The organism is Pseudomonas sp. 13B_3.2_Bac1 (assembly GCF_025466205.1).
Lineage (GTDB): Bacteria > Pseudomonadota > Gammaproteobacteria > Pseudomonadales > Pseudomonadaceae > Aquipseudomonas > Aquipseudomonas fluorescens_H.
This window is the reverse complement of record NZ_JANLOG010000075.1, coordinates 42,025-64,186: the sequence shown is the minus strand read 5'-3', so window position 1 is coordinate 64,186 and position 22,162 is coordinate 42,025. Positions and strand designations below refer to the sequence as shown.

The window sequence follows — 22,162 nt, the reverse complement described above, 5'->3', positions numbered from 1 at the left end:
TTGCGCTTTTTTCGACAGCGGTCGTTGCCTAGTCTGATCGTTCCATTTCGATCAAGGACGATCAGCGCCATGCCCATCCAGCCCCTGCAAGAACCTCAGTCCGAATTGCCCCGCACGCCCGCCGCTCCCGGCGTTCACCATGAGGTGATCGCCAAGGCCCTGCCGGCGTGGCTGCGCGAGACCAGTGTCGCGCGCGTCAACCAGCTTAAAACCCTCAAACCGGGCATCGAGCCCTGGCATCGCGACATCGCGCCCGCCGATCATCAGCACCTGCAACAGGCACTGCAGAGGGCCTGGAAGGCTCAGAACAAAGTCGACCAGGCCCTGAACAATCTGCAAGACGTCTACGCCTTTGCCAAACCGCTGCTGCAACAGGCACTGACGGCGCGCTTCGGTGTCAAGGACGATGTCGAACAGACCTGGCTGCGCCTCTACGCCCCGGTGAACACGTCCTGGTGGGTGCATGATTTCGCCGGCGCCACCAACAGCCGCACGGTCTCGCTGCTGGATGCCGCGCTGCATAACTTTTCCAGCGGCGAGGTGTTCAGCGAGGACTCGGAATTCATCAGCCGCCCGGATGCCAATGGCCACTTCACGGTCAAACCGCTCAAGCACAAAATGCGCATCGAACAGTTCAAAACGCTGTGCCGTGAACTCGACCTCGGCGCGCGCTACCAGCACCACCTGAACGCTTTCCTGTTGCCCGGCGATGGCGTCGCACGCCAGGTTCTGCGGCATAAGGTCGGGCTCAGCCAGAAGAGCGCACTGCACCTCGCCGCACGCATGGCTCTGGCGAAAAAACACATCGACGCGGACGCCTATGACGTCGTGCAAGGCATGCTCGACGACCGCCGTAATTTGCGATGGAAAGGCCGGGCCGTCAGTTACTACAACCTGACGATGATGGACACCACGCTGACCGGCATCGTCCTGATCGCCCCGGATCTACTCGGCGCCCGCACGCCGGTGCCACTCATCGCCTATGTCCCCCACGACCCGGAACACCCGCTCAAGCAATACCCCTCGTCACTCGCGCTGATGGCCGAACTGACCCGGCAATTGCGCGACAGCACATCCTCTGAGAGCTACCAGAAATTCTTCAGCCAGTTTGTCGCTCAGCAGCAGCGCGGGCATTTTTTCGCGCAGCTCAATGACCGTCTGGCGCAGGTCAGATGGCAGCCGGTACAGGCCGAAGCCAATATGCCAACCTGGCGCGAAACGCCGGTGGACAACCCCAATCTGCGGTTTCGCCTGAGCAACATCCGCGACGACCGCGAGACCCGCTTCAACGGTGATCTGTGGGGGTATCTCTATCGCCAGAAGCTCAACAAGATCCTCAATGATGCCGCCGAGATCGCGATTTCCACGGCGTATGCCGACCACATGGCCCGTTGGGCCTGGTGGGACAACCTGGAAAAAATGCTCTCGGACATCCTCAACGTCGCGTTGCTGGTGGTGACGCCGTTTATGCCGTTCCTCGGCCAGTTGATGCTCGGCTACACGATGTACCAACTGCTCGACAGCACATTCGAATGCCTGGTGGATCTGGCCGAAGGACGTAAGGCCGAGGCCGGTGAACAGGCGATTGGCGTGCTGGAAAACATCGTTCAATTCGGCGCCTTTGCCGCGGGCACGGCCATTGGTCAGACCTTCCGGGTCAAGTTGTCGGCGTTTGTCCAAGGGATGAAACCGGTGCAATCGGCGGATGGCCGCACGCGCCTGTGGAGCCCTGACCTGACGCCCTATCACTTGCCGGAGCAGACACTGCCCGCGCACAGCCAAGCGGATGCGCAGGGCCTGCATGCAGTAGGGGACAAACAGTTACTGAAGCTGGATGGGCAACTGTTCGAAGTGGCGAAGGACCCGGTCACCGGTGAACATCGCATCCGTCATCCACAACGGCCCGAGGCTTACGCACCGAGCCTGACGCACAACAGCGACGGCGCCTGGGTCTGTGAAACGGAGAACCCGCGCCAGTGGGAGGGAACCCTGTTGATGCGCCGCATCGGCCATCGCACCGAGGGTTTCAGCAGCACCCAACTGGAGCACATGCGCCTGCTCACCGGCACCGACGATAATCTGCTGCGGCGTATGCACGTGGACAACACTGAGCCGCCGCCCCTGCTCAGCGACACCCTCGATCGCCTCGCTGCCACACCGCCGCAGGCTTCAGCCACTGCACTTTCGCCGGCAGCCCGCCAGTTGCTGGTGGACTGCCCGCAGTTGACCTCGACCCTCGCCGAACGCGTGGTGGCCCAGGCCACGCCGATGGAGTCGCAGGCGATCGTGGCCCAGCGGCGCCTGCCATTGCGCCTGCGCACGCTGGCGCGCGAGGTGCAATTCGAGTTGCAATCGGTGCGCGCCGCTCAGGGCTTGCAGAGCGAAGCCCTGAGCAACATCGACAGCGAACGGCTGATCCTCGGTGCACTGCGGCACTACAGCGATACCTTCGGCGCATTGCGCGTGGAAATCCGCGAGGGCAGCTTCGATGGCCCGTTGCGGTGCGAGGCCGGTGCCGCGTCCGCCGAGCGGGTGCGCGTACTGGTGCGGATCGCGGCTGATCGTTATCAGGTGCGCGATGGCGCCGACCAGCCGATCCATGCCCCGAGCGGTCTGTATGAAGCGATGGCGCAGGCCATCGACCATGAGGGTGGCAATGCCCTGGGCATGCGCACCCACGACGTCGAGCAGTTCCGGCAATGGGTCATCGACAAGACCCTGCCTCCCGAGGAACGCCGCACACTGCTGGCCACCCCGCCGATCCGCCCGGTCGCTGAACACGCCACGCTGTTTCTGCTGCGCGGCCCGGCCCTGAGCAGGAACGCGGCGACTCTGCAGGAACGCATTCAGGACCTGCATCCGCACTTCAGCCCGGGCGAGGTCAATGCGTTTGCCGATGCCCTCACCGCACAGGGCGAGCCGCTCAAGGCCATCGCAACCCATGAAAACGATCTCGATGAGCTGCGGGCCATCGTCCATCGCTGGCGCTATCAGCAACCGGACAGCTGGGGACCGGGCAGCCAGGGCTTTCGCGACGGTGGCGGGCTGCATATCTACGACAGTCTGCTGGACTGCTTCGAACGCAAGAACCCGGACCTCGGCAATCGTGCCGATCCCTCGTCCTTTGCCCTCGATCTGTCCCGGGAACTGCTCTCCGTGGATCTGGAAGTCTGGTGGGCGAAGCGTCCGGGGCTGAAAAAATTCCTCGATAAGGTCACGGTGCTGAAACTCGACAACACGCGGTTTTCCACCAACCCCGACGGCTTGCTCAAGGACTTTCCGAACCTGGTCGAACTCAGCGCCAAATACTGTGAGCTGACCCGTTTGCCGGAGCGCATCGGCACCACACTGCGGCGCCTCGAACGGCTGCGTCTGAGCAACAACCACATCGTGCTCGATCCGGTCGCGGTCGAACGGCTGCGCAGCCTGAGCTACCTCGAAGTGCTGAAAATGGACGACAACCCGTTGGGCCTGTCCCCCGATCTTTCACGCATGCCGCGTCTGAAGGTGGTCGTGCTGAAAAACACCGGGCTGACGACCTGGCCCGAAGGCATCCTGGCCAGGCCGCGCCCCCGGGCGTTGCTGCTCGATTTGCGCGGCAACCCGCTGACGCAGATCCCCGAAGCTCCTACGGGCTCCGATGCGCAGTGGCTGGTGGCCCGCACGCGTCTGGACGTGGTGGCCCTGTCCGACATCAACCGCCTGCGCTACCAGGCCCATCGCCGGGCAATGGCCTTGCCTGAGGAACCGTTGCTGTCCCCGGCCCCGGGGCAGAACACGGCGATCGTTTCCAACTATGGCGCCGACTATTGGAGCGATGTCCCCGGCTGGGGCGTCGACCGCGAAACCCCGTGGGCGGAACTGGTGGAGGAGCCCGCCGCACAGCCATTCATGGCGACGCTGCTCAGCGTGCGTGACTTCGCCGACTACCGGGCCGATGGCGCCGCGCGCGCGCAACTGATGCAGCGCGTCTGGCGCATGCTCGACGCGGTGCACGTCGACAGCCGCCTGCGGGAAAAACTGTTCACCATGGTGGTCGCACCGGTGGACTGCGCCGATGCCGGTGCGCAGCTGTTCAATCACATGGGCATCAACGTGCTCGCCTACGAGGCCCATGCCTATTCGGTCGACCCGAAGGAGCTGGAGCTGAAACTGGTGACGCTGGCCAAAGGCGCGGCACGCCTTGAGCATGTCAACGAGATCGCCCGGGCCGACGTCGCCAGCCGCGGCGGCAACCCGGACGATGTGGAAATCTACCTGGCCTATCAGACCGGCCTGGCGAAACGCCTCGGCTTGCCGTGGCAGTCCGAAGGCATGCTGTATCGACAGGTGTCCGGCGTCAGTGACGCGATGATCGATCAGGCCTATGGCACCGTGCTGGCGCTGGGCGAAGGCGACGGTCTGGTGAACGCGATGCTCGAACTCGACTTCTGGACGCAGTACCTGGAAGAAAAGTATCCGACACGGCTGGAAAGCAACAAGCGTCGCTTCCAGGCCAACTATGACAAGCTCGAATCGCTGCGCGAAGTGCAGCGGCAGTGGAGCGAGTCGACCCAGACCGAGCAACGTAAAGCCTTGCGCGAACAGCTCCTGGACCTGATGCAGGACCTCCCGGTCCCCCCGACGGTGGTGTTCGACGAAGCACCGATCAGCGACGCGGTGTTCGATCGTTTGCTGGTTGATCTGGCCGATGACGAAAAAGAACTGGCACGCCGCCTGACCCGTGAGGCACTGCGACGCGCCGGGCTTTGATGCCGGCGTAAACTTCCACGGCCTGCCCACTGGAGAGCGGACAGGCCCGTGGATTCAGGGCGCCGCGGCATTGAAAATCAGCTGTACGTTGCCGTAATAACTCCCCGGTTTGTAGCCACCGGCGGGCACGATCGGCTGGATCTCCAGCACATAGCGCCCACCGGTCCGAGCCTGCTCCGCCGAGACCACCTGGCGCGGCGACTCGTGACTGAGTTCGGTATCGGCGAAGCTGACGCGCAGATAAATGTTCTGGTCGGGGCGGCCATTGGACAGGTACGCCTGGCTGTCCAGTCGGGCCTCGATGGCACTGGTGTCGTGCCGCACGTCGAAGTGTTTGCGCAATCCACCGAGGCTTTTGCTGCTGACATTCCACGGCAGAATCTGCGCCCGATGAATCCAGTCCGTCTCGGCCGGTATGACGTAAAAACCCAGCGTCGGGATATCCACGGACACCTCGAAGCGGTGCTCTTCGCGCGCCGCGAACAGCGTGCTGCTGAACAGCGTCAGCAGGCCCGCGCTCACGGCCATGAACGATTGTTTGATCATCTCAGGTCATCCCGTGATTAGCGGCCGGCAACGCGCAAGGTTTTCTTGCTGGCGCCTTCCACCAGATTGAAGCGATATTCGCGCCCGGGTTTCTTCTCGAACTCGAAACTGTTGCCGGCGCGCACGTGGTGCTTCGTGGTCGGTTCGCAGGCGGTTTCGTCCGTCAGTGCGCAGTTGCGAAACTCGTCGACCACGACCACGGTGTTGCCGTTGTTGCGCACGCGATAGGTGGTCGGGGTGTCTTCGATCACGCTGTCGAAACGGCTGTCTTTCGGGCGTACGAAGAACACCGTACCGAAACCGGTCATGACGTTGACCCCGGCTGACAAGGTGTTTTTGTACTGTTCGCGCTCATCGGCGGACACCGCGAACTCGTCTTCTTTTTCCGGAACCACGGGGATGAAGCGCACGCGGAAATAGCGCTCCCGGTCGCGCTCGCCCAGCAACACCAGGCGCGTGCCCTGCATGCCATTGGCCGGGACGATCAGCCGCGCCGGGCTGGCCATCAGGCCGTCACGGCTGCTCATGTCCGCCTGATTCCTGACTTCGATCTCCCGCGATTTGCCGTCGGCGTCGTAGATGATTTCGAGGATGTTGACCTTGACGAACGCGGTGCTGTCACCGCTGTTGAATACGCGCTTGAGGTAGGTGCTTTTGTCACCCTCGAGATAGTCGTACACCGTTCCGACATTGATCTGTGGAGCGGCCTGCAGGGCGAAGGACAACCCGCTCAAACCGATTGATAACAACAAACGTTTCATCACCTTGATTCCTTGGTCATTGAACACACTGCCGACGTGGCGCTTCGATAGGCGGCCCATCAGATATCCGAATCCCAGATCACAATCACCGTGCCCCTGTAGCTGCCGCTCTCGCCGGGGCGCAGCATGGTGGCCATCGAATGGGGCGGCACTTCGAAATGCAGGACGCCGGGAGCCCGATCCACATAGAACCCGGGTTTGAAATACAGCGCGTTCTCCTCCCCCGATTTCAGGCGCAAGCGTTTTACCGGTTGGCCGGACAGGTCGGAGAGGCCATTGGGCAGACTGACACTGACGAACATCTCGGCCCGGCGATTGGTCTCGGCATCCTCGATGGCGCACTCGCCATTCAATCCGGGCCCGCACATCATTTGCATCTTGAACCGCGACGAGGCCGAGATAGTGAACGTCTGGTCACGGAACAGGCTCACCGGCCGCCGCCCGGCCTGCAACCAGCCCTGCCAGCCACCGGCGGGCACCAGGCGGACTTTTTCCCCGCCGGGCGGGATATCGACCTTGAGCTCATGTTCAACGTCGAGGCGAAAGTCCAGAACGATGATGTCGTCAGTCGGAACCATGACATCGCCCAGGTCAAAGTCCTGATTGGGTCCGATCCGAAACACGTGCTGCCCGGTGTATTGCCCCTCAACCATCGCCAACGGATCAGGCGTTACCAGCTCGTAGGTGATATCGAACGTTTCATATTTGAAGGGTTGGGGAATATTGAACATCGCTTTCTTCGAGCAGGTGCCTGCGTCGATCGGATGCCGCCAGAAACTGTTGAAGCCGATGTTGTTGCCCGCTCCCATCAAGCCAGTACAGGGCGGACCGGCGAAGCTCCAGGTGCCGTTTTCAAAAAGAAAACTGTGCCCCAAGCCGTTGGTGAGTTCTGGCGCAGGCAGTGGCAGCTTGTAAGCAACGCCCATTCCCGCGACACGAAACCTGACCACCTGAGGCGGGGCAGTCGGGTGAGTGACGGTGATGGTTTGCCATTGCGACGGAATGTTGAACATCGCGCCCTGTCTCTCGAGGCTGTGGCCGCCCTGAATGGTCGCATTCGCATGGGACTGAATGGGCAGACGCAGACTGAACAGATTCTCCGCCCGGCATTGCGGCGGGTTATCAAGACAAAAGCCAGTGACCGGGGTTCTGTTCTCGAACCGGTTGAATTGAGGGTTAGCGGGGTTGGGCTTGAACACTGCGCGGATTTCTTGAGTAACCGCTTCGGCGGATGAAGACAACGTCATCATCAACACCCCCGACATGACTAAGACACGTTTTACCGAGCTCCAGGCTCCTGTCATATGCATCACTGATCCAGTCCTCGAGATCCTGTGTGGGGAGTTTTTCATCCTGATTGCTCTGCGCTGAAACCGGCCTCGGCCAACGTGTCCGGCGAACAGCGCAAATCACCGATCATCAGCACGTTGTTTTCACGGCGGTGTCTGTCGATATCGAGCCGGAACCGGCAAAGCAATTGATCGGCGTAGCGCACTTCGAGCGTCGGTGCGCCGGCGTGCATTTCCATCGAGAAAAATCCGTCGACTTCGCTGACCCCACGGCTGGCGTGATTGATCACGTGGTGGCCCTTGAGCGGCCGGCCCTGCGGGTCGAGCAGGCGCCCGAGCACGGTGACGGTTTGCATCACGCGGACCTTGCGGTACTCCACGCCGCCCTTGTTCAGGTGATAGCGGGTACGGGCCGGCTCGATGCTGGCCGCCGGGACGTGATTGCCTTCGAAATCGAAGCTCACCGAGCTGTTGCGATACGCCGTGAGCGGGATGAAATTGCGCCCCGGGCGCAGCGCCGCGCTGCCGCCACTGAGGTCGTCGGCGCGCAGGGCGACGTCGGTGATATCCGACTCGACATCGACGATCATCCCGGCGCCGCGGCCCTGATGCTGACTGGTCAGCACCAGCCGCTGAGCGCCGACGATCACGCTGCTGTCGAGGTTCACGCCACCGGTGAAGTTGCCGTTATAGGACGAGCGCTGCAGGAAGCCGTCGCCATTGATCCAGTCGGTTCGGAAGTTGGCCAGGCTCGCCAGACCAACGCCGTAGGTATCGGTCAGCGCCGTGAGCGAAACGCTTTGCAGCACGTGGTCCTGCCAGTCCTTGCGATAGCCGAGCGAGGCATTGTTGTCGCGCCCGCCGTCGCGTGCCGTGCGGCTGCCGATGCTGCCCGAGACCTGCTGGCCGGGGCCGCCCAGCGCCATGCTGATGCTCAGGTCGACCCCGCGATTGCGCGCATCGCCGCTGCTGTAGCTGCCCGGTCGATCGAACAGCGACAACCGCCAGTTGGCATCGCTGCCGAACAACTCGGTGCGCTGGCTCCAGCCAAGGTCCATGCCCACGCCTTCGACGTTGCCTTCGCTGTGCGAAACCCGTGCGCTCAAGGAATTCTTGCGGCTGAGGCGATGGTTGATCGCCAGCGACGAATTGCTGGTTTCGCCGATGAACACATTGCGCTGACGCACGCGGGTGCCGTCGGGCAGCGTGTCGTAACTGTTGCGGGTGTCGAGCCAGCTGCGGTTGTGGCTGACCACCAGGCTGCCGGCGCCGTAGTTGTAAAGGCCCTGCACATCGGCGCCGGTGCCGTGATCCTCGGTCTGATAGAGGTTGGCGAAAAAGCTGACGCTGTCGGCCAGGCTCCAGTCGATCGAGGTGCCGTACTGCAAGGTGTCGCGCACCTGACGTGCCGACAACCCGAGGATCACTCGCGGGTGCAGCAGGTAGTTGAGCGCGGCGCCGGCGGTGAATTCACCGCTGTTCTGTTCGTCCCAGTTGCTGAGCAATTTGCTTTCCTGCCCGGCGAACAGGTTGTAGCGCCAGCGCTCGTCGAGGTTGCGCCAGTTCACCGGTTTGTACACCAGTTCCTGGGTGGTCGAGGTGGTCTGGCCGTCTTCGATCAGGCGCACTTCGACCTCGTAGATGCCGCCGGGCAATGGCCGGGTGTCGAGGGTCTGCAGGCCGGCAGTGACTGATTGGGTGTTGATCAGCAGGCCATCGCGATAGATCTCCACCGACGCCTGGCGATTGGCCGTGACGAAAATCGGGTACACGCTGGGGCGCGGGCTGTCGACAGCGAGGCTGTCGGAGCTGCCGTACATCACGCCCACCGCCGTGTCCGGGCTGGTGCCGAACGACCGTGGCTGGCGGGTCAGTCCTTCGGAATTGGGGGTGAAATAGCCCAGACGGAAAAAACTGCCCTGCAATTCACGCTGGGTGTAGAGCTCGTGTACCGCGTGATAGGTCCGGGTGTCCGGCCCGCCGAGGCGCGCCAGCTGCATATTGAAGGACTGGCTCCAGTTGCCGAGGCTGGCACTGGCTTCCAGACCGAAACGGCCACCCAGATCCTGATCCTGGCCACCGTTGAGATTGAGCTGATTGCGCAGCATCAGACCGCTGCTGCCGCCCTCCGGCTGCTCATGGAAACGTTGCGCCTGCAAATCACGCTCGGCGTTTTCCGTGACGATCGACAGCAGCGAGCTTTCGAGGTTGTAGTGCACCGCCAGCAGTTGCTCCGGGCATTGGCTGCTGCAACTTCCCAGGGCGATCCCGGGTTTGAGGATGCTCGCCCAGGTTTCACGCTCGACGGCGCTGATGCGACTGTCACTGGTGTCGGTGAAGTCGAGCAGGGTAATGCGGTCGTCACGCGACAAGACGATCATTGCCTCGCCAAGAGGTTGCTGATCAAGTTCTACGCGAACAGCCAATGGAACATCAAAGAAGTGCTCTTCAAAGTCTGCCGGCAACCCTTTGGCCTGGGCCAACAAACTTCGCGGCGTATTATCAACGGATGCGGGCGCCGCGAGTACGCCGCTGCAAGTCAGCAACGCAAGCGCAGCCGCGATGGGCGTCATCGGAAACATGAACGAATACTCTGATTACCGGAAAGTAAAAGTCCGGCCGGACAACTACAAAGTTGCAAGTTGCCGACCGGTTACGCCACTTGAACAAGTAACGTCAGGTATTGCCGTTATGCCTCAGACCGAAGGTTCCACGACCAGCATGACCACGCCGGTGTAGTCGCCAGGGGCGGGTTTGGCACCGGTAGCGCTGATCTTGAAGGGTGCGCGATAGCGCGTATTGGACTCGGTGTCACCGACCACTTCCTGAGAAAGGGTGGTCAGTGTCTTGCCGTTGAGTTCGACCTTCAGATCGACGGTCTTGTTGCCGGCGATCAGCTTCGGCACGCCTTCCAGACGGGCGTGAACCTTGCCGGCGGTGTGCAGCACGTCGAAGTGACCGTTGACCTCGCGCATCGAATCGGTGGACGGGTTGTAGCTCATGTCCTGATCCTTGTTGACCAGGTCGGCATCCACCGGCACCGCGTAGAAGTCATCAGGCGGCACGTGCGCCACGATGCTGATCGAGTGCTTGGCTTCGGTGGCGGCAAACGCCATCGAGGCGCTCATGGCCAATACGGTCAGAGGGGCGGCAAAGGCGAGTTTCTTGAGCATCATTGAATACCTGTCTTATATAAATTAGTTGATTCATCGAAAGATCAAGATGAGCACAACAGTCACGAGCAGTTAGTGACTCACCGTTAACTTTCAACGCCGAGGCATGGTCAACCAATTTATATTTAAAGTAAGCAGGCAATGTCCTGCGACCTTGTAGCCTGAGCGCCATTAGATGAGAGAGAAAAAACCGCGAAAATCAGGAAAGTTCCTGTTCAACTGTAAGAGACAGGCTACAACGCGCCACCCGTGTGACTCTACGCGCCAGAACTTTGCGGCAACTTCCGTAAGACCGATACCACACTTTCCCGAGATTAAAGGGCGAAACCGGACATTAGAGAGTTAGCACTAAACTGCGCCTTTGCCGCGGGATTTAATACCGGTTTTTTTTGATCGTTTTCCGGTTTTTGCGCCTGCGGATTCGATGAATCAGATCTGCACCGTTGGTCAGGACCTCTTGCGCCGGCGTAAAGATATATCTTAAGTTGTATCTAAACACGACGAGAGAGAAGGCAAAAATGAGAGACCATCATTCCCCCCACCATCACCGCGAACACGGCGACGGCCGTGACGGCTTCGAAAAACGCCCCGGCCGTGAACGCGGCGGGCGCGGCCCACGGGTCTTCGCCCCCGGTGATCTGAAATTGCTGCTGCTGGCGCTGATCGCCGAGCAGCCCTGCCATGGCTATGACCTGATTCGCCAGATCGAAGGCATGTTCGATGGCGCCTACAGCCCCAGCCCCGGCGTGATCTACCCGACCCTGACGTTCCTCGAAGAAAGTGACCTGATCAGCGGCGACGCCGAGGCCGGCAAAAAACGCTACAGCGTGACTGAGGCCGGTCGTTTGTCTTTAAGCGAGCAAGCGGTAGCGCTGGATGGCGTGCGCATGCGCATCGACGTCAGCAAGCGTTCACTGCGCGGCCATGACCGGCCGCCGGAAATCCACGAGGCGGTGCACAACCTGCGCCACGCCTTGCAGCTGCACCACGGACGCTGGAGCGCGGAAGAAATCCAACGGGTTGCCGTGCTGCTCAACGACACCGCCAAAGCCATCGTCGACGGCCCTGCCGTTCAATTTGCCCCGGAGAAAGCCGAATGACTGCAGTCGATACGCAAACCATTCACCGTGTGATGCACGAAATCAAACGCCGCAAACTCGAAGTGCTGCGCGTGGTCGACCTGACCCCGCGCATGCGCCGCATCACCCTTGGCGGGCCGGAACTGGCCGGTTTCATCAGCCTGGGCACCGACGATCACGTCAAACTGCTGTTCCCGCAGAACGCCGAACAAACCGCTGCGCTGGAAACCATGGTGCTCGGCGCCGGCAAGGACAACGGCCCGCTGCCCGAGATGCGCGACTACACCCCGCGCCGCTACGACCTGGAAAAACTCGAGCTGGACATCGACTTCGTCCTGCACGGCGACGGCCCTGCCTCGACCTGGGCTGAACAGGCCAGACCCGGGCAATTCCTGCACATCGGCGGGCCACGCGGTTCGATGATCGTGCCGGACATCTTCGACAGCTACCTGCTGATCGGCGACGAAACCGCCCTGCCCGCCATCGCCCGCCGCCTCGAAGGTCTGGCGGCCAATCGCAAGGCGCTGGTGGTGATCGAAGTGGAGAACGGTGCCGAGCAACAAGTGCTGGAGAGTGCGGCGCAGGTCAATGTGATCTGGGTGTTGCGCGAGGGCGGCAAGGACAACCTGCTGACCACGGTCAAAGAGCTGCAGGTGCCTAAAGGCAATCTGTATGCGTGGGTGGCGACCGAGACCAAGGTCTCGCGGCAGATCCGTCGGGTGCTGCTGGATGAGCATGGGCTCAATGAACAGTTCGTCAAAGCCGTCGGCTACTGGCGGGCTGAGGGTTCGGCAGAAGAGTGATTTGCCCTTGTGGGAGCGGGCTTGCTCGCGAATGCGGTCGATCATTCAACCATGATGTTGACTGACCTGACGCCTTCGCGAGCAAGCCCGCTCCCACTTTGACCTTTTAACTTCGTCCTGACTGCCAGCGGTCGACCCCGATCACCAACAACCCAATCAGCACAAACCCCACCAATATCCCTCCGGCATTGATGAACACCTGTGCATAACCCAGCAGCGCCACATCGATGAACGGATACGCATACGCGCCGAGCAGATGCCCGCGCAGCAGCGCGTAAACGAAGTACAGCAGCGGATAGATCAGCCACAGCGCCAGGTGCTTCAGGCGCAACGAACCCTTCGGTACGCAAAACCACCAGTAGCCAAGAAACAGCAACGGCATCACGTCGTGCAACAATTCATCGGCAATAAACTGCCAGCCTTCAGGGTGCCATAAATGCCGCAGCAAAATGCTGTAGGCCAACCCCACCACGGCAATGCTCACCGCCACCCCACTGCTGACCCATGGCTGCAGAAACCAGCGTTGCGCAGCGGATTCACGCCGGGTGATCGCGCAGGTCAGCACCGTCGCCACCAGCGTGTTGGTCAACACCGTGAAGTAACTGAAGAAACTCACCAGCCCGCCCAGCAGACTGGCATCGACACTCAGTCGCGCAAGGAAAATCAGGTACAGCTGAATGCTCAACCCGGCCCAGCCGAGGCTGGCGAGGAGCGTGATCAGGCGTCGCCGCGAAACGGCGTTCATCTCAGAGCGGACGCTTGGTGCGCATCAGCTTCACGTACAGGCGCTCGACCTTCTCCCGCGCCCACGGGGTTTTGCGCAGGAACGTCAGGCTCGACTTGATGCTCGGGTCGCTCTTGAAGCAGCGGATATCGATGCGCTCGGCCAACCCCGACCACTCGTAATGCGCCACCAGCGCATTGAGGATCTGTTCAAGGGTTACGCCATGCAGCGGATCGGGAGTGTGGTCGTTCATGCCAGGCCTTTGGACGGAGTGAAAATGCACAAGCCGCGCACCTTAGCCGAGGGGCCGGTCAGGTGGAAGGCCTTGCATCAAATGTAGGCCAACCCGAGAAGATCGCAGCCTGCGGCCATCGCCACAATGCGCCCGTTTGCCGCACTGTTACCGAATCCGAAACGCTGCATGTCTGCAAAAGCCCTTTGTCTTTTTGTTACAGATCATTATCCTGCCGCCCTTCAGCTGAATCGCTTCACTGCCTGCGTCAAATTGAAGCGCTCGGTTTACCCCCGTAAAACACCAAAAAAAGACTGACCCATGCCTGATTTTTCCTTCTCCCGAGACAGCGCTATCTCAACCCTGCGCCTGCTCGGCGGCTGCACCGCGCTCGGCTTCGCCACCTACGCCCAGGCGGCACCCGCCTTCGACAGCGACTCACCGTGGATGCTCGGTGACTGGAACGGCACGCGTACCGAGCTGGCGGAAAAAGGCTACGACTTCAAACTCAATTACACCGGCGAAATGGGCAGCAACCTGCACGGCGGCTACGACCACGATCGCACCGCGCGTTACAGCGATCAGTTCGGTCTGGGCACCCACCTGGACCTGCAAAAAATCCTCGGCTGGGACGACGCCGAATTTCAGCTGACCATCACCAAGCGCAGCGGCAACAACATCAGCAATGACCGGATCAACGATCCACGCGTTGGCGGCTTCACCTCGGCCCAGGAAGTCTGGGGCCGTGGCCAGACCACACGCCTGACGCAGATGTGGTATCAGCAGAAATTCTTCGACCAGAAGCTCGACATCAAGGTCGGCCGCTTCGGCGAAGGCGAAGACTTCAACAGCTTCCCGTGCGACTTCCAGAACCTGGCGTTCTGCGGCTCGCAGGTCGGCAACTGGGTCGGCGGCATCTGGTACAACTGGCCGGTCAGCCAGTGGGCACTGCGGGTCAAATATCACCTGACCCCGGAGCTGTACGCGCAAGTCGGCGCCTACGAGCAGAACCCGTCGAACCTCGATCGCGGCAACGGCTTCAAGCTCAGCGGCAGCGGCACCCAGGGCGCCGTGCTGCCGGTGGAACTGGTGTGGACGCCGAAGCTCAACGACCTGCCGGGCGAATACCGTGCCGGTTACTACTACAGCAGCGCCAAGGCCTCTGACGTCTATAAAGACCAGAACGGCCAGCCCGCCGCACTGAGCGGCGAAGCCTACCGCAGCGCGTCGAGCAAGCACGGCGTGTGGTTCGGCGCCCAGCAGCAAATCACCAGCATCGCCAGCGATCACTCGCGCGGCTTGAGCGTGTTCGCCAACGCGACGATGCACGACAAGAAAACCAACGCGATCGACAACTACGTGCAGGCCGGCGTGGTCTACAAAGGCCCGTTCGATGCCCGCGCCAAGGACGACATCGGTTTCGCCCTGGCCCGCGTCCACGTCAACCCGGCCTTCCGCAAGAACGCCGAAGCGAGCAATCAGGCGCACGCGGTTTACGACTACGACGATCCGTCATTCCTGCCACCGCAGGACACCGAATACAGCGCCGAACTGTATTACGGCGTGCACCTCGCCAACTGGCTGACCGTGCGCCCGAACCTGCAATACATTCGCCATCCGGGCGGCGTGAACGAGGTCGATGACGCACTGATCGCGGGGATCAAGATCCAGTCTTCGTTCTAAAGATTTACGCAAATCCCCCCTGTGGGAGCGGGCTTGCTCGCGAAGGCGGCGTGTCAGTCGATGCATCAGCCTTCTGACATACCGCTTTTGCGAGCAAGCCCGCTCCCACAGGGGGATTTATGAAATTTGTTAGCTACACAAGTTTTATCTGAACCATACCTGCGCCCAATCGTCATCTAGAGTGACTAAAGCGCGGGACTAAATAAACGTCACGGAGAATCACACTATGAGCACTGAAAGTGCTTCGAGTCGGGGCCGTCTGTTACCGAGCCTGCTCGGCATTCTGCTTCTACTGATGGGCCTGGCCATGCTGGCCGGGGGAGTCAAGCTGAGCATGCTCGGCGGCTCGCTGTACTACCTGCTGGCCGGTATCGGCATTGCGCTGAGCGGCATTCTGTTGCTGCTGCGTCGTCGCGCAGCGCTGGGCCTGTACGCCATCGTGTTGTTCGCCAGCACGGTCTGGGCCTTGTGGGAAGTCGGTCTGGACTGGTGGCAACTGGTGCCGCGTCTGGCACTGTGGTTTGTCCTCGGCATCGTGATGTTGCTGCCGTGGTTCCGTCGTCCGCTGCTGCTTGCCGGCCCGGCGCCGATGGGCACGGGTGGTCTGAGCGTGGCTGTGGTGTTGGCCGGCGTCACTGCCCTGGCCAGCCTGTTCACCCACCCCGGGGAAACCTTTGGCGAACTGGGCCGCGACACCGCAGACATGACCAGCACCGCGCCAGCCATGCCGGATGGCGAATGGCAGGCTTATGGCCGCACCGAGTTCGGTGACCGCTACTCGCCGCTGAAGCAGATCACCCCGGCCAACGTCGGCAAGCTGAAAGAGGCCTGGCGCATCCAGACCGGCGACCTGCCGACGTCTGATGACCCGGTCGAGCTGACCAACGAAAACACCCCGCTCAAAGTCAACGGCATGATCTATGCCTGCACCGCGCACAGCAAAGTGCTGGCACTGGACCCGGACACCGGCAAGGAAATCTGGCGCTTCGACCCGCAGATCAAGAGCCCGGTGGGCTTCAAGGGCTTCGCCCACATGACCTGCCGTGGCGTGTCGTACTACGACGAAGCCGCCTACGCGAAAGCTGATAACGCCGCCTCGGCCGTTATCTCCGAAGCCGGCAAAGCCGTTGCCCAGGCCTGCCCGCGTCGTCTGTACCTGCCAACCGCCGATGCACGCCTGATCGCACTGAACGCCGACACCGGCAAGATTTGCGAAGGCTTCGGCAAAAACGGCGTGGTCGACCTGACCCAGGGCATCGGCCCGTTCACCGCCGGTGGCTACTACTCCACCTCGCCAGCGGCGATTACCCGTGATCTGGTGATCATGGGCGGTCACGTCACCGACAACGAATCGACCAACGAGCCATCGGGCGTGATCCGCGCCTTCGACGTGCACGACGGCCACCTCGTGTGGAACTGGGACAGCGACAAGCCAGACGCCACCGAGCCTTTGGCGCCGGGCGAAATCTACAGCCGTAACTCGGCGAACATGTGGTCGCTGGCCAGCGTCGATGAAAAACTCGGCATGGTTTATCTGCCACTGGGCAACCAGACTCCGGACCAGTGGGGCGCCGACCGCACCCCTGGCGCCGAGAAATTCAGCGCCGGCATCGTCGCGCTGGACCTGGCCACCGGTAAAGTGCGCTGGAACTACCAGTTCACCCACCACGACCTGTGGGACATGGACGTTGGCAGCCAGCCAACCCTGCTCGACATGAAAACCGCCGACGGCGTGAAACCGGCGCTGATCGCCCCGACCAAACAGGGCAGCCTGTACGTCCTCGACCGTCGTGACGGCACGCCAATCATCCCGATCCGCGAAATCCCGGTTCCGCAAGGCGCCGTGAAAGGCGACCACACCGCACCGACCCAGGCCCGTTCGGACCTCAACCTGCTGGCCCCGGAACTGACCGAAAAAGCCATGTGGGGCGCGAGCCCGTTCGACCAGATGCTGTGCCGCATCCAGTTCAAGGAACTGCGCTACGAAGGCCAATACACGCCTCCGTCGGAGCAAGGCAGCCTGATCTACCCGGGTAACGTCGGCGTGTTCAACTGGGGCGGCGTCTCGGTCGACCCGGTTCGCCAGATGCTGTTCACCAGCCCGAACTACATGGCCTTCGTCTCGAAGATGATCCCGCGCGCCGAAGTGGCCGCCGACAGCAAACGCGAAAGCGAAACCGCCGGTATCCAGCCAAACACTGGCGCGCCATACGCGGTGACCATGCACCCGTTCATGTCGCCCTTCGGCGTACCGTGCCAGGCCCCGGCCTGGGGCTACGTCGCCGGTATCGACCTGACCACCGGCAAAGTCGTGTGGAAACGCAAGAACGGCACCAGCCGCGACAGCTCGCCAATCCCGATCGGCTTCACCCTTGGCGTGCCAAGCATGGGCGGCTCGATGGTGACTGCGGGCGGCGTCGGCTTCCTCAGCGGCACCCTCGACCAGTACCTGCGCGCCTACGACGTGAACACTGGTAAAGAGCTGTGGAAATCGCGTCTGCCTGCCGGCGGCCAAGCGACCCCGATGACCTATACCGGCAAGGACGGCAAGCAATACGTCCTGCTGGTGGTGGGTGGTCACGGTTCGCTGGGCACCAAGATGGGTGACTACGTGATTGCGTACAAACTGCCGGAATAAGTTTTAGCGGCGGTAATAGAAAGGCGATGTTCCGTGAGGGACATCGCCTTTTTTGTTGCACACAGCTTTTCTGAACTCACTGAAAAACCTGTGGGAGCGGGCTTGCTCGCGAAGGCGGTGTGTCAGCCAATTAATTTGCCACTGACACACCGCTTTCGCGAGCAAGCCCGCTCCCACAATGGACGGTGTCCGTCCTACAGAAGCGCGTTACATGCGGGAGTTTTCTGACAAGTCGCGTCGGTTGTGCTTCGGAAGTCGGCTGGATAGGCTTTGAAGATCGCTGGAAATTCAGCGAACGGGCGTCGCGGCCTGATAACTGATGCATAATCGCCAACCTGACAGCACCTGCCGGTGCCTGTTGGTTGTTTCATGGCGGCTGTGCGCGGGATACCTTTCTAGGGGGGTATGCCGATTTCTCAGTTATCGGTCCGCGAACCCGCGTACAGCTGCCACCTCAGATTGCGTCGCGGCAATCGAAGGTAGCTCCACTTCACCAACTGAGAACTCATCATGATCAAACCCACACCGAATCCCCCCGAAACCTCCCCCTACGAATCCCTCGATTCCAGAAAACTCCACGACGCCGCCGAGCGTGCGCTGGATCACTACCTGAAACCCTCCGCCGCCGCTGTGAGACTCCACAAACCCAGCAGCATGTTCCAGGTCGCCCCAGACATGGACAACGAAAGCCTGCTGGTTCACGCCTGCGAATCACTGGCCTCGGCGAGCATCATGACCAGCGACATCGCAGCCTATGTGGACAGCCCGCAGCGGCAGACGATTCTGGCGATCCAGCAGATCATCATGCTGGCTGAACTGGCGGTGAATCGGGTGCTGGATAATGTGGAAATCACCCAATCTGCGGCGCACAGCTGAGCCATAGTGGGAGCGGGCTTGCTCGCGAAAGCGTCAGCACACCCAACACTTGCGGTGACTGACACACCGCTTTCGCGAGCAAGCCCGCTCCCACAGTAGAATTGGGTGAGTCAGGTGGAGACTGGTCGGCTCGCAGGCCGCCATCGCGAGCAGGCTCACTCCTACAGTTGGAATGGGTGTGGTCAGTTGGAGATCGGTCGGCTGTCAGGCCGCCATCGCGAGCAGGCTCACTCCTACAGTTGGAATCGGTGTGGTCAGGTGGAGATTGGTCGGCTCGTAGGCCGCCATCGCGAGCAGGCTCACTCCTACAGTTGGAATCGGTGTGGTCAGGTGGAGATTGGTCGGCTCGTAGGCCGCCATCGCGAGCAGGCTCACTCCTACAGTTGGAATGGGTGTGGTCAGGTGGAGATTGGTCGGCTCGTAGGCCGCCATCGCTGGCAAGCCAGCTCCCACAGTTTTGATTTGTGTATGCCCCATGCGGCGCAGCCGCCCCACTCAACACAATGAGCGCAAGCTCGAGTACCGCTTTTGATCTTGATCCACGGGCGACGTCGGAAGGCTGAGTGGAGGGATTGATCCGGGGGTGGGAGCGCAGCGACCGTTTGGCGCAGCCAAACACAGCGAGAGGAGGTGCAGCGAAGCAAACCGGAGACGCTGCGCCCGGATCAATCCCGGAACGAAGGAACCCCGAGCCCCAGCGAGCGGGCCGAACGCAGGAGCAAGCGTTTTTTGCTTACTTTTTTAGGCGCTTGTAAAAAAGTGAGTCGCCGTAAGGGCGAAACCCTAAGTAGCCGTTACCAAAAAAACGGATATGTACACAAAAAACCAAGAACCTGGTCGGCCCAAAGGCCGCCAAGTCCAAAGCGAGCCCCCTGTCAAAACCCTGAACACACAAGCAGAAACACCCACCCCCATTGAAACCACCCAAAGCCTGCCCCATCTAAGACCCATACCCCATTGCGCAGGTGCCCCAATGAGCGACCAGCAAGAATTCCCGGACAACCCCGACGACTACACCGAAGCTGACCACATCGAACACCACTCCACCGGCAAAGGCCTCGCCCTGCCCGGCCAGAACCTGCCGGACAAGGTCTACGTCATCCCGATCCACAATCGCCCGTTCTTCCCGGCCCAAGTGCTGCCAGTCATCGTCAACGAAGAACCCTGGGCCGAAACGCTCGATCTGGTGAGCAAATCCGAACACCACTCCCTGGCCCTGTTCTTCATGGACACGCCCCAGGAAGACCCACGCCACTTCAACACCAAAGCCCTGCCGCAATACGGCACGTTGGTGAAGGTGCACCACGCCAGCCGTGAAAACGGCAAACTGCAGTTCGTCGCCCAGGGCCTGAGCCGCGTACGCATCAAGACCTGGCTCAAGCACCATCGTCCACCGTACCTGGTGGAAGTCGAATACCCGCACCAGCCGACCGAGCCGACCGATGAGGTCAAGGCCTACGGCATGGCGCTGATCAACGCGATCAAGGAACTGCTGCCGCTGAACCCGTTGTACAGCGAAGAGCTGAAGAACTACCTCAACCGCTTCAGCCCCAACGATCCGTCGCCGCTGACCGACTTCGCCGCCGCCCTGACCTCCGCCACCGGTTCCGAGCTGCAAGAAGTGCTCGACTGCGTGCCGATGCTCAAGCGCATGGAAAAAGTCCTGCCGATGCTGCGCAAGGAAGTTGAAGTCGCGCGCCTGCAGAAAGAGATCTCCGCCGAGGTCAATCGCAAGATTGGCGAGCATCAGCGCGAGTTCTTCCTCAAGGAACAACTCAAGGTCATCCAGCAGGAACTCGGCCTGACCAAGGACGACCGCAGCGCCGACCTTGAACAATTCGAGCAACGCCTGGAAGGCAAAGTCCTGCCGGCGCAGGTACAGAAACGCCTCGAAGAGGAAATGAACAAGCTGTCGATCCTCGAAACCGGATCGCCGGAGTACGCGGTCACCCGCAACTACCTCGACTGGGCGACCTCGGTGCCGTGGGGCGTGTACGGCGAGGACAAACTCGACCTCAAGCACGCGCGCAAGGTGCTCGACAAACACCACGCCGGCCTCGATGACATCAAGGATCGCATCCTCGAATTCCTCGCCGTCGGTGCCTACAAAGGCGAGATCAGCGGCTCGATCGTGCTGCTGGTCGGCCCGCCGGGCGTGGGTAAAACCAGCGTCGGCAAATCCATCGCCGAATCCCTCGGCCGACCGTTCTACCGCTTCAGCCTCGGCGGCATGCGTGACGAAGCCGAGATCAAGGGCCACCGCCGCACCTACATCGGCGCGCAGCCGGGCAAACTGGTGCAGGCGTTGAAAGACGTCGAAGTGATGAACCCGGTGATCATGCTCGACGAGATCGACAAGATGGGCCAGAGCTACCAGGGCGACCCGGCCTCGGCGCTGCTGGAGACTCTCGATCCGGAACAGAACGTCGAATTCCTCGATCACTACCTCGACCTGCGCATGGACCTGTCGAAAGTCCTGTTCGTGTGCACCGCCAACACCCTGGATTCGATTCCCGGCCCGTTGCTGGACCGGATGGAAGTGATTCGCCTGTCGGGCTACATCACCGAAGAAAAAGTCGCCATCGCCAAGCGCCACCTGTGGCCGAAGCTTCTGGAAAAGGCCGGCGTGTCCAAAGCCAGCCTGAGCATCAGCGACAGCGCGCTCAAGGCCTTGATCGACGGTTACGCCCGTGAAGCCGGGGTGCGCCAACTGGAAAAACAGATGGGCAAACTGGTGCGCAAAGCGGTGATGAAGCTGATCGACGACCCGAAAGCGGTGATCAAACTCGGCCCGAAAGACCTCGAAGCCTCGCTGGGTCATCCGGTGTTCCGCAACGAACAAGTGCTGTCCGGCACCGGCGTTATCACCGGTCTGGCCTGGACCAGCATGGGCGGCGCGACCCTGCCGATCGAAGCGACGCGAATTCACACGCTCAATCGCGGTTTCAAACTCACCGGGCAACTGGGTGATGTGATGAAAGAGTCGGCGGAGATCGCTTACAGCTACGTCAGCTCGCACCTGAAATCGTTCGGCGGCGATCCTAAGTTCTTCGATGAAGCCTTTGTCCACCTGCACGTGCCGGAAGGCGCGACACCGAAGGACGGTCCAAGCGCCGGCGTGACCATGGCCAGTGCCCTGCTTTCGCTCGCACGCAACCAGGCGCCGAAAAAAGGCGTGGCGATGACCGGCGAACTGACCCTGACCGGGCATGTGCTGCCGATTGGCGGGGTACGCGAGAAAGTCATCGCGGCGCGGCGGCAGAAGATTTTCGAGCTGATCCTGCCCGAACCGAACCGCGGTAACTTCGAAGAACTGCCGGACTATCTGAAAGAGGGAATTACCGTGCACTTTGCCAAGCGCTTTGCGGATGTGGCGAAAGTGTTGTTCTGACAGTTATCCAGAGCCTGACACACCGCCTTCGCGAGCAAGCCCGCTCCCACATTGGTTGTGTGGTGATCACAAATCCTGTGTTCATCACAAAACCCTGTGGGAGCGGGCTTGCTCGGGAAGGCGTCTGTAGCGACACCACTAAACCGCCCGACGGTCACACTTTGTCTCATCTTCAGTTATGCTCGCCGTTCGTCGCCAACACCGGAGCCACTGAG

The 22,162-nt window shown here is 61.2% G+C and carries 15 protein-coding genes; 7 read left to right on the top strand and 8 right to left on the bottom strand.

Going from position 1 to position 22,162, the window contains the following annotated elements:
• The first annotated feature begins 69 nt into the window (after nt 1-69).
• Nucleotides 70-4,752, top strand: a complete 4,683-nt coding sequence (locus tag NTD85_RS11705; RefSeq protein ID WP_262142220.1) for an NEL-type E3 ubiquitin ligase domain-containing protein — start codon at nt 70-72, stop codon at nt 4,750-4,752.
• Between the two features lie 54 nt (nt 4,753-4,806).
• Here the strand turns inward: NTD85_RS11705 and NTD85_RS11700 are convergent, their stop codons facing one another.
• From NTD85_RS11700 to NTD85_RS11680, 5 genes are all read right to left on the bottom strand, one after another.
• A complete protein-coding gene (locus tag NTD85_RS11700) occupies nt 4,807-5,298 on the bottom strand; it encodes a fimbrial protein (protein ID WP_262142219.1) in 492 nt (163 codons plus the stop codon).
• A 17-nt stretch (nt 5,299-5,315) separates the two neighbouring features.
• The gene (locus tag NTD85_RS11695) at nt 5,316-6,059 is read right to left on the bottom strand and encodes a molecular chaperone (RefSeq protein WP_262142218.1); all 744 of its coding nucleotides are present in this window, start codon (nt 6,057-6,059) and stop codon (nt 5,316-5,318) included.
• Nucleotides 6,060-6,118: 59 nt separating this feature from the next.
• A complete protein-coding gene (locus tag NTD85_RS11690; RefSeq protein ID WP_262142217.1) occupies nt 6,119-7,369 on the bottom strand; it encodes a hypothetical protein in 1,251 nt (416 codons plus the stop codon).
• A 38-nt stretch (nt 7,370-7,407) separates the two neighbouring features.
• Nucleotides 7,408-9,930, bottom strand: coding sequence for a CS1-pili formation C-terminal domain-containing protein (locus NTD85_RS11685; protein ID WP_262142216.1), 2,523 nt, complete (start codon nt 9,928-9,930; stop codon nt 7,408-7,410).
• 114 nt (nt 9,931-10,044) lie between these two features.
• A complete protein-coding gene (locus tag NTD85_RS11680) occupies nt 10,045-10,521 on the bottom strand; it encodes a CS1 type fimbrial major subunit (RefSeq protein WP_177434765.1) in 477 nt (158 codons plus the stop codon).
• Nucleotides 10,522-11,039: 518 nt separating this feature from the next.
• Between NTD85_RS11680 and NTD85_RS11675 the strand changes: the two genes are divergently transcribed.
• Both NTD85_RS11675 and NTD85_RS11670 read left to right on the top strand, forming a co-directional pair.
• Nucleotides 11,040-11,621 carry a PadR family transcriptional regulator gene (locus NTD85_RS11675; RefSeq protein WP_262142215.1) on the top strand — a complete coding sequence of 194 codons (582 nt, stop codon included), beginning with the start codon at nt 11,040-11,042 and terminating at the stop codon, nt 11,619-11,621.
• On the top strand, nt 11,618-12,403 hold the full coding sequence (locus tag NTD85_RS11670) for a siderophore-interacting protein (RefSeq protein ID WP_262142214.1): 786 nt from the start codon (nt 11,618-11,620) through the stop codon (nt 12,401-12,403). Before NTD85_RS11675 ends, NTD85_RS11670 begins: the two co-directional genes overlap by 4 nt.
• Nucleotides 12,404-12,509: 106 nt before the next feature.
• Here NTD85_RS11670 and NTD85_RS11660 read toward each other — a convergent pair whose 3' ends face one another.
• A complete protein-coding gene (locus tag NTD85_RS11660) occupies nt 12,510-13,148 on the bottom strand; it encodes a Pr6Pr family membrane protein (RefSeq protein ID WP_262142213.1) in 639 nt (212 codons plus the stop codon).
• Between the two features lies 1 nt (nt 13,149).
• Nucleotides 13,150-13,380, bottom strand: a complete 231-nt coding sequence (locus NTD85_RS11655; RefSeq protein WP_003227831.1) for a VF530 family DNA-binding protein — start codon at nt 13,378-13,380, stop codon at nt 13,150-13,152.
• A 300-nt stretch (nt 13,381-13,680) separates the two neighbouring features.
• Here NTD85_RS11655 and NTD85_RS11650 point away from each other — a divergent pair, with 300 nt between their 5' ends.
• From NTD85_RS11650 to NTD85_RS11640, 3 genes are all read left to right on the top strand, one after another.
• Nucleotides 13,681-15,042: a carbohydrate porin gene (locus tag NTD85_RS11650; RefSeq protein WP_262142212.1), complete on the top strand. Its 1,362-nt coding sequence runs from the start codon at nt 13,681-13,683 to the stop codon at nt 15,040-15,042.
• 226 nt (nt 15,043-15,268) lie between these two features.
• On the top strand, nt 15,269-17,680 hold the full coding sequence (locus NTD85_RS11645; RefSeq protein ID WP_003227834.1) for a glucose/quinate/shikimate family membrane-bound PQQ-dependent dehydrogenase: 2,412 nt from the start codon (nt 15,269-15,271) through the stop codon (nt 17,678-17,680).
• Between the two features lie 510 nt (nt 17,681-18,190).
• Complete coding sequence (locus NTD85_RS11640) at nt 18,191-18,556, top strand: DUF6124 family protein (RefSeq protein WP_003227836.1); 366 nt, start codon at nt 18,191-18,193, stop codon at nt 18,554-18,556.
• 204 nt (nt 18,557-18,760) lie between these two features.
• On the opposite strand, the gene NTD85_RS11635 is transcribed toward NTD85_RS11640, so the two are convergent.
• A complete protein-coding gene (locus NTD85_RS11635) occupies nt 18,761-18,988 on the bottom strand; it encodes a hypothetical protein (RefSeq protein WP_262142211.1) in 228 nt (75 codons plus the stop codon).
• Between the two features lie 541 nt (nt 18,989-19,529).
• On the opposite strand from NTD85_RS11635, the gene lon reads away from it, so the two are divergent.
• Nucleotides 19,530-21,947 carry an endopeptidase La gene (gene lon, locus NTD85_RS11630; RefSeq protein ID WP_003227839.1) on the top strand — a complete coding sequence of 806 codons (2,418 nt, stop codon included), beginning with the start codon at nt 19,530-19,532 and terminating at the stop codon, nt 21,945-21,947.
• The last annotated feature ends 215 nt before the right edge of the window (nt 21,948-22,162 follow it).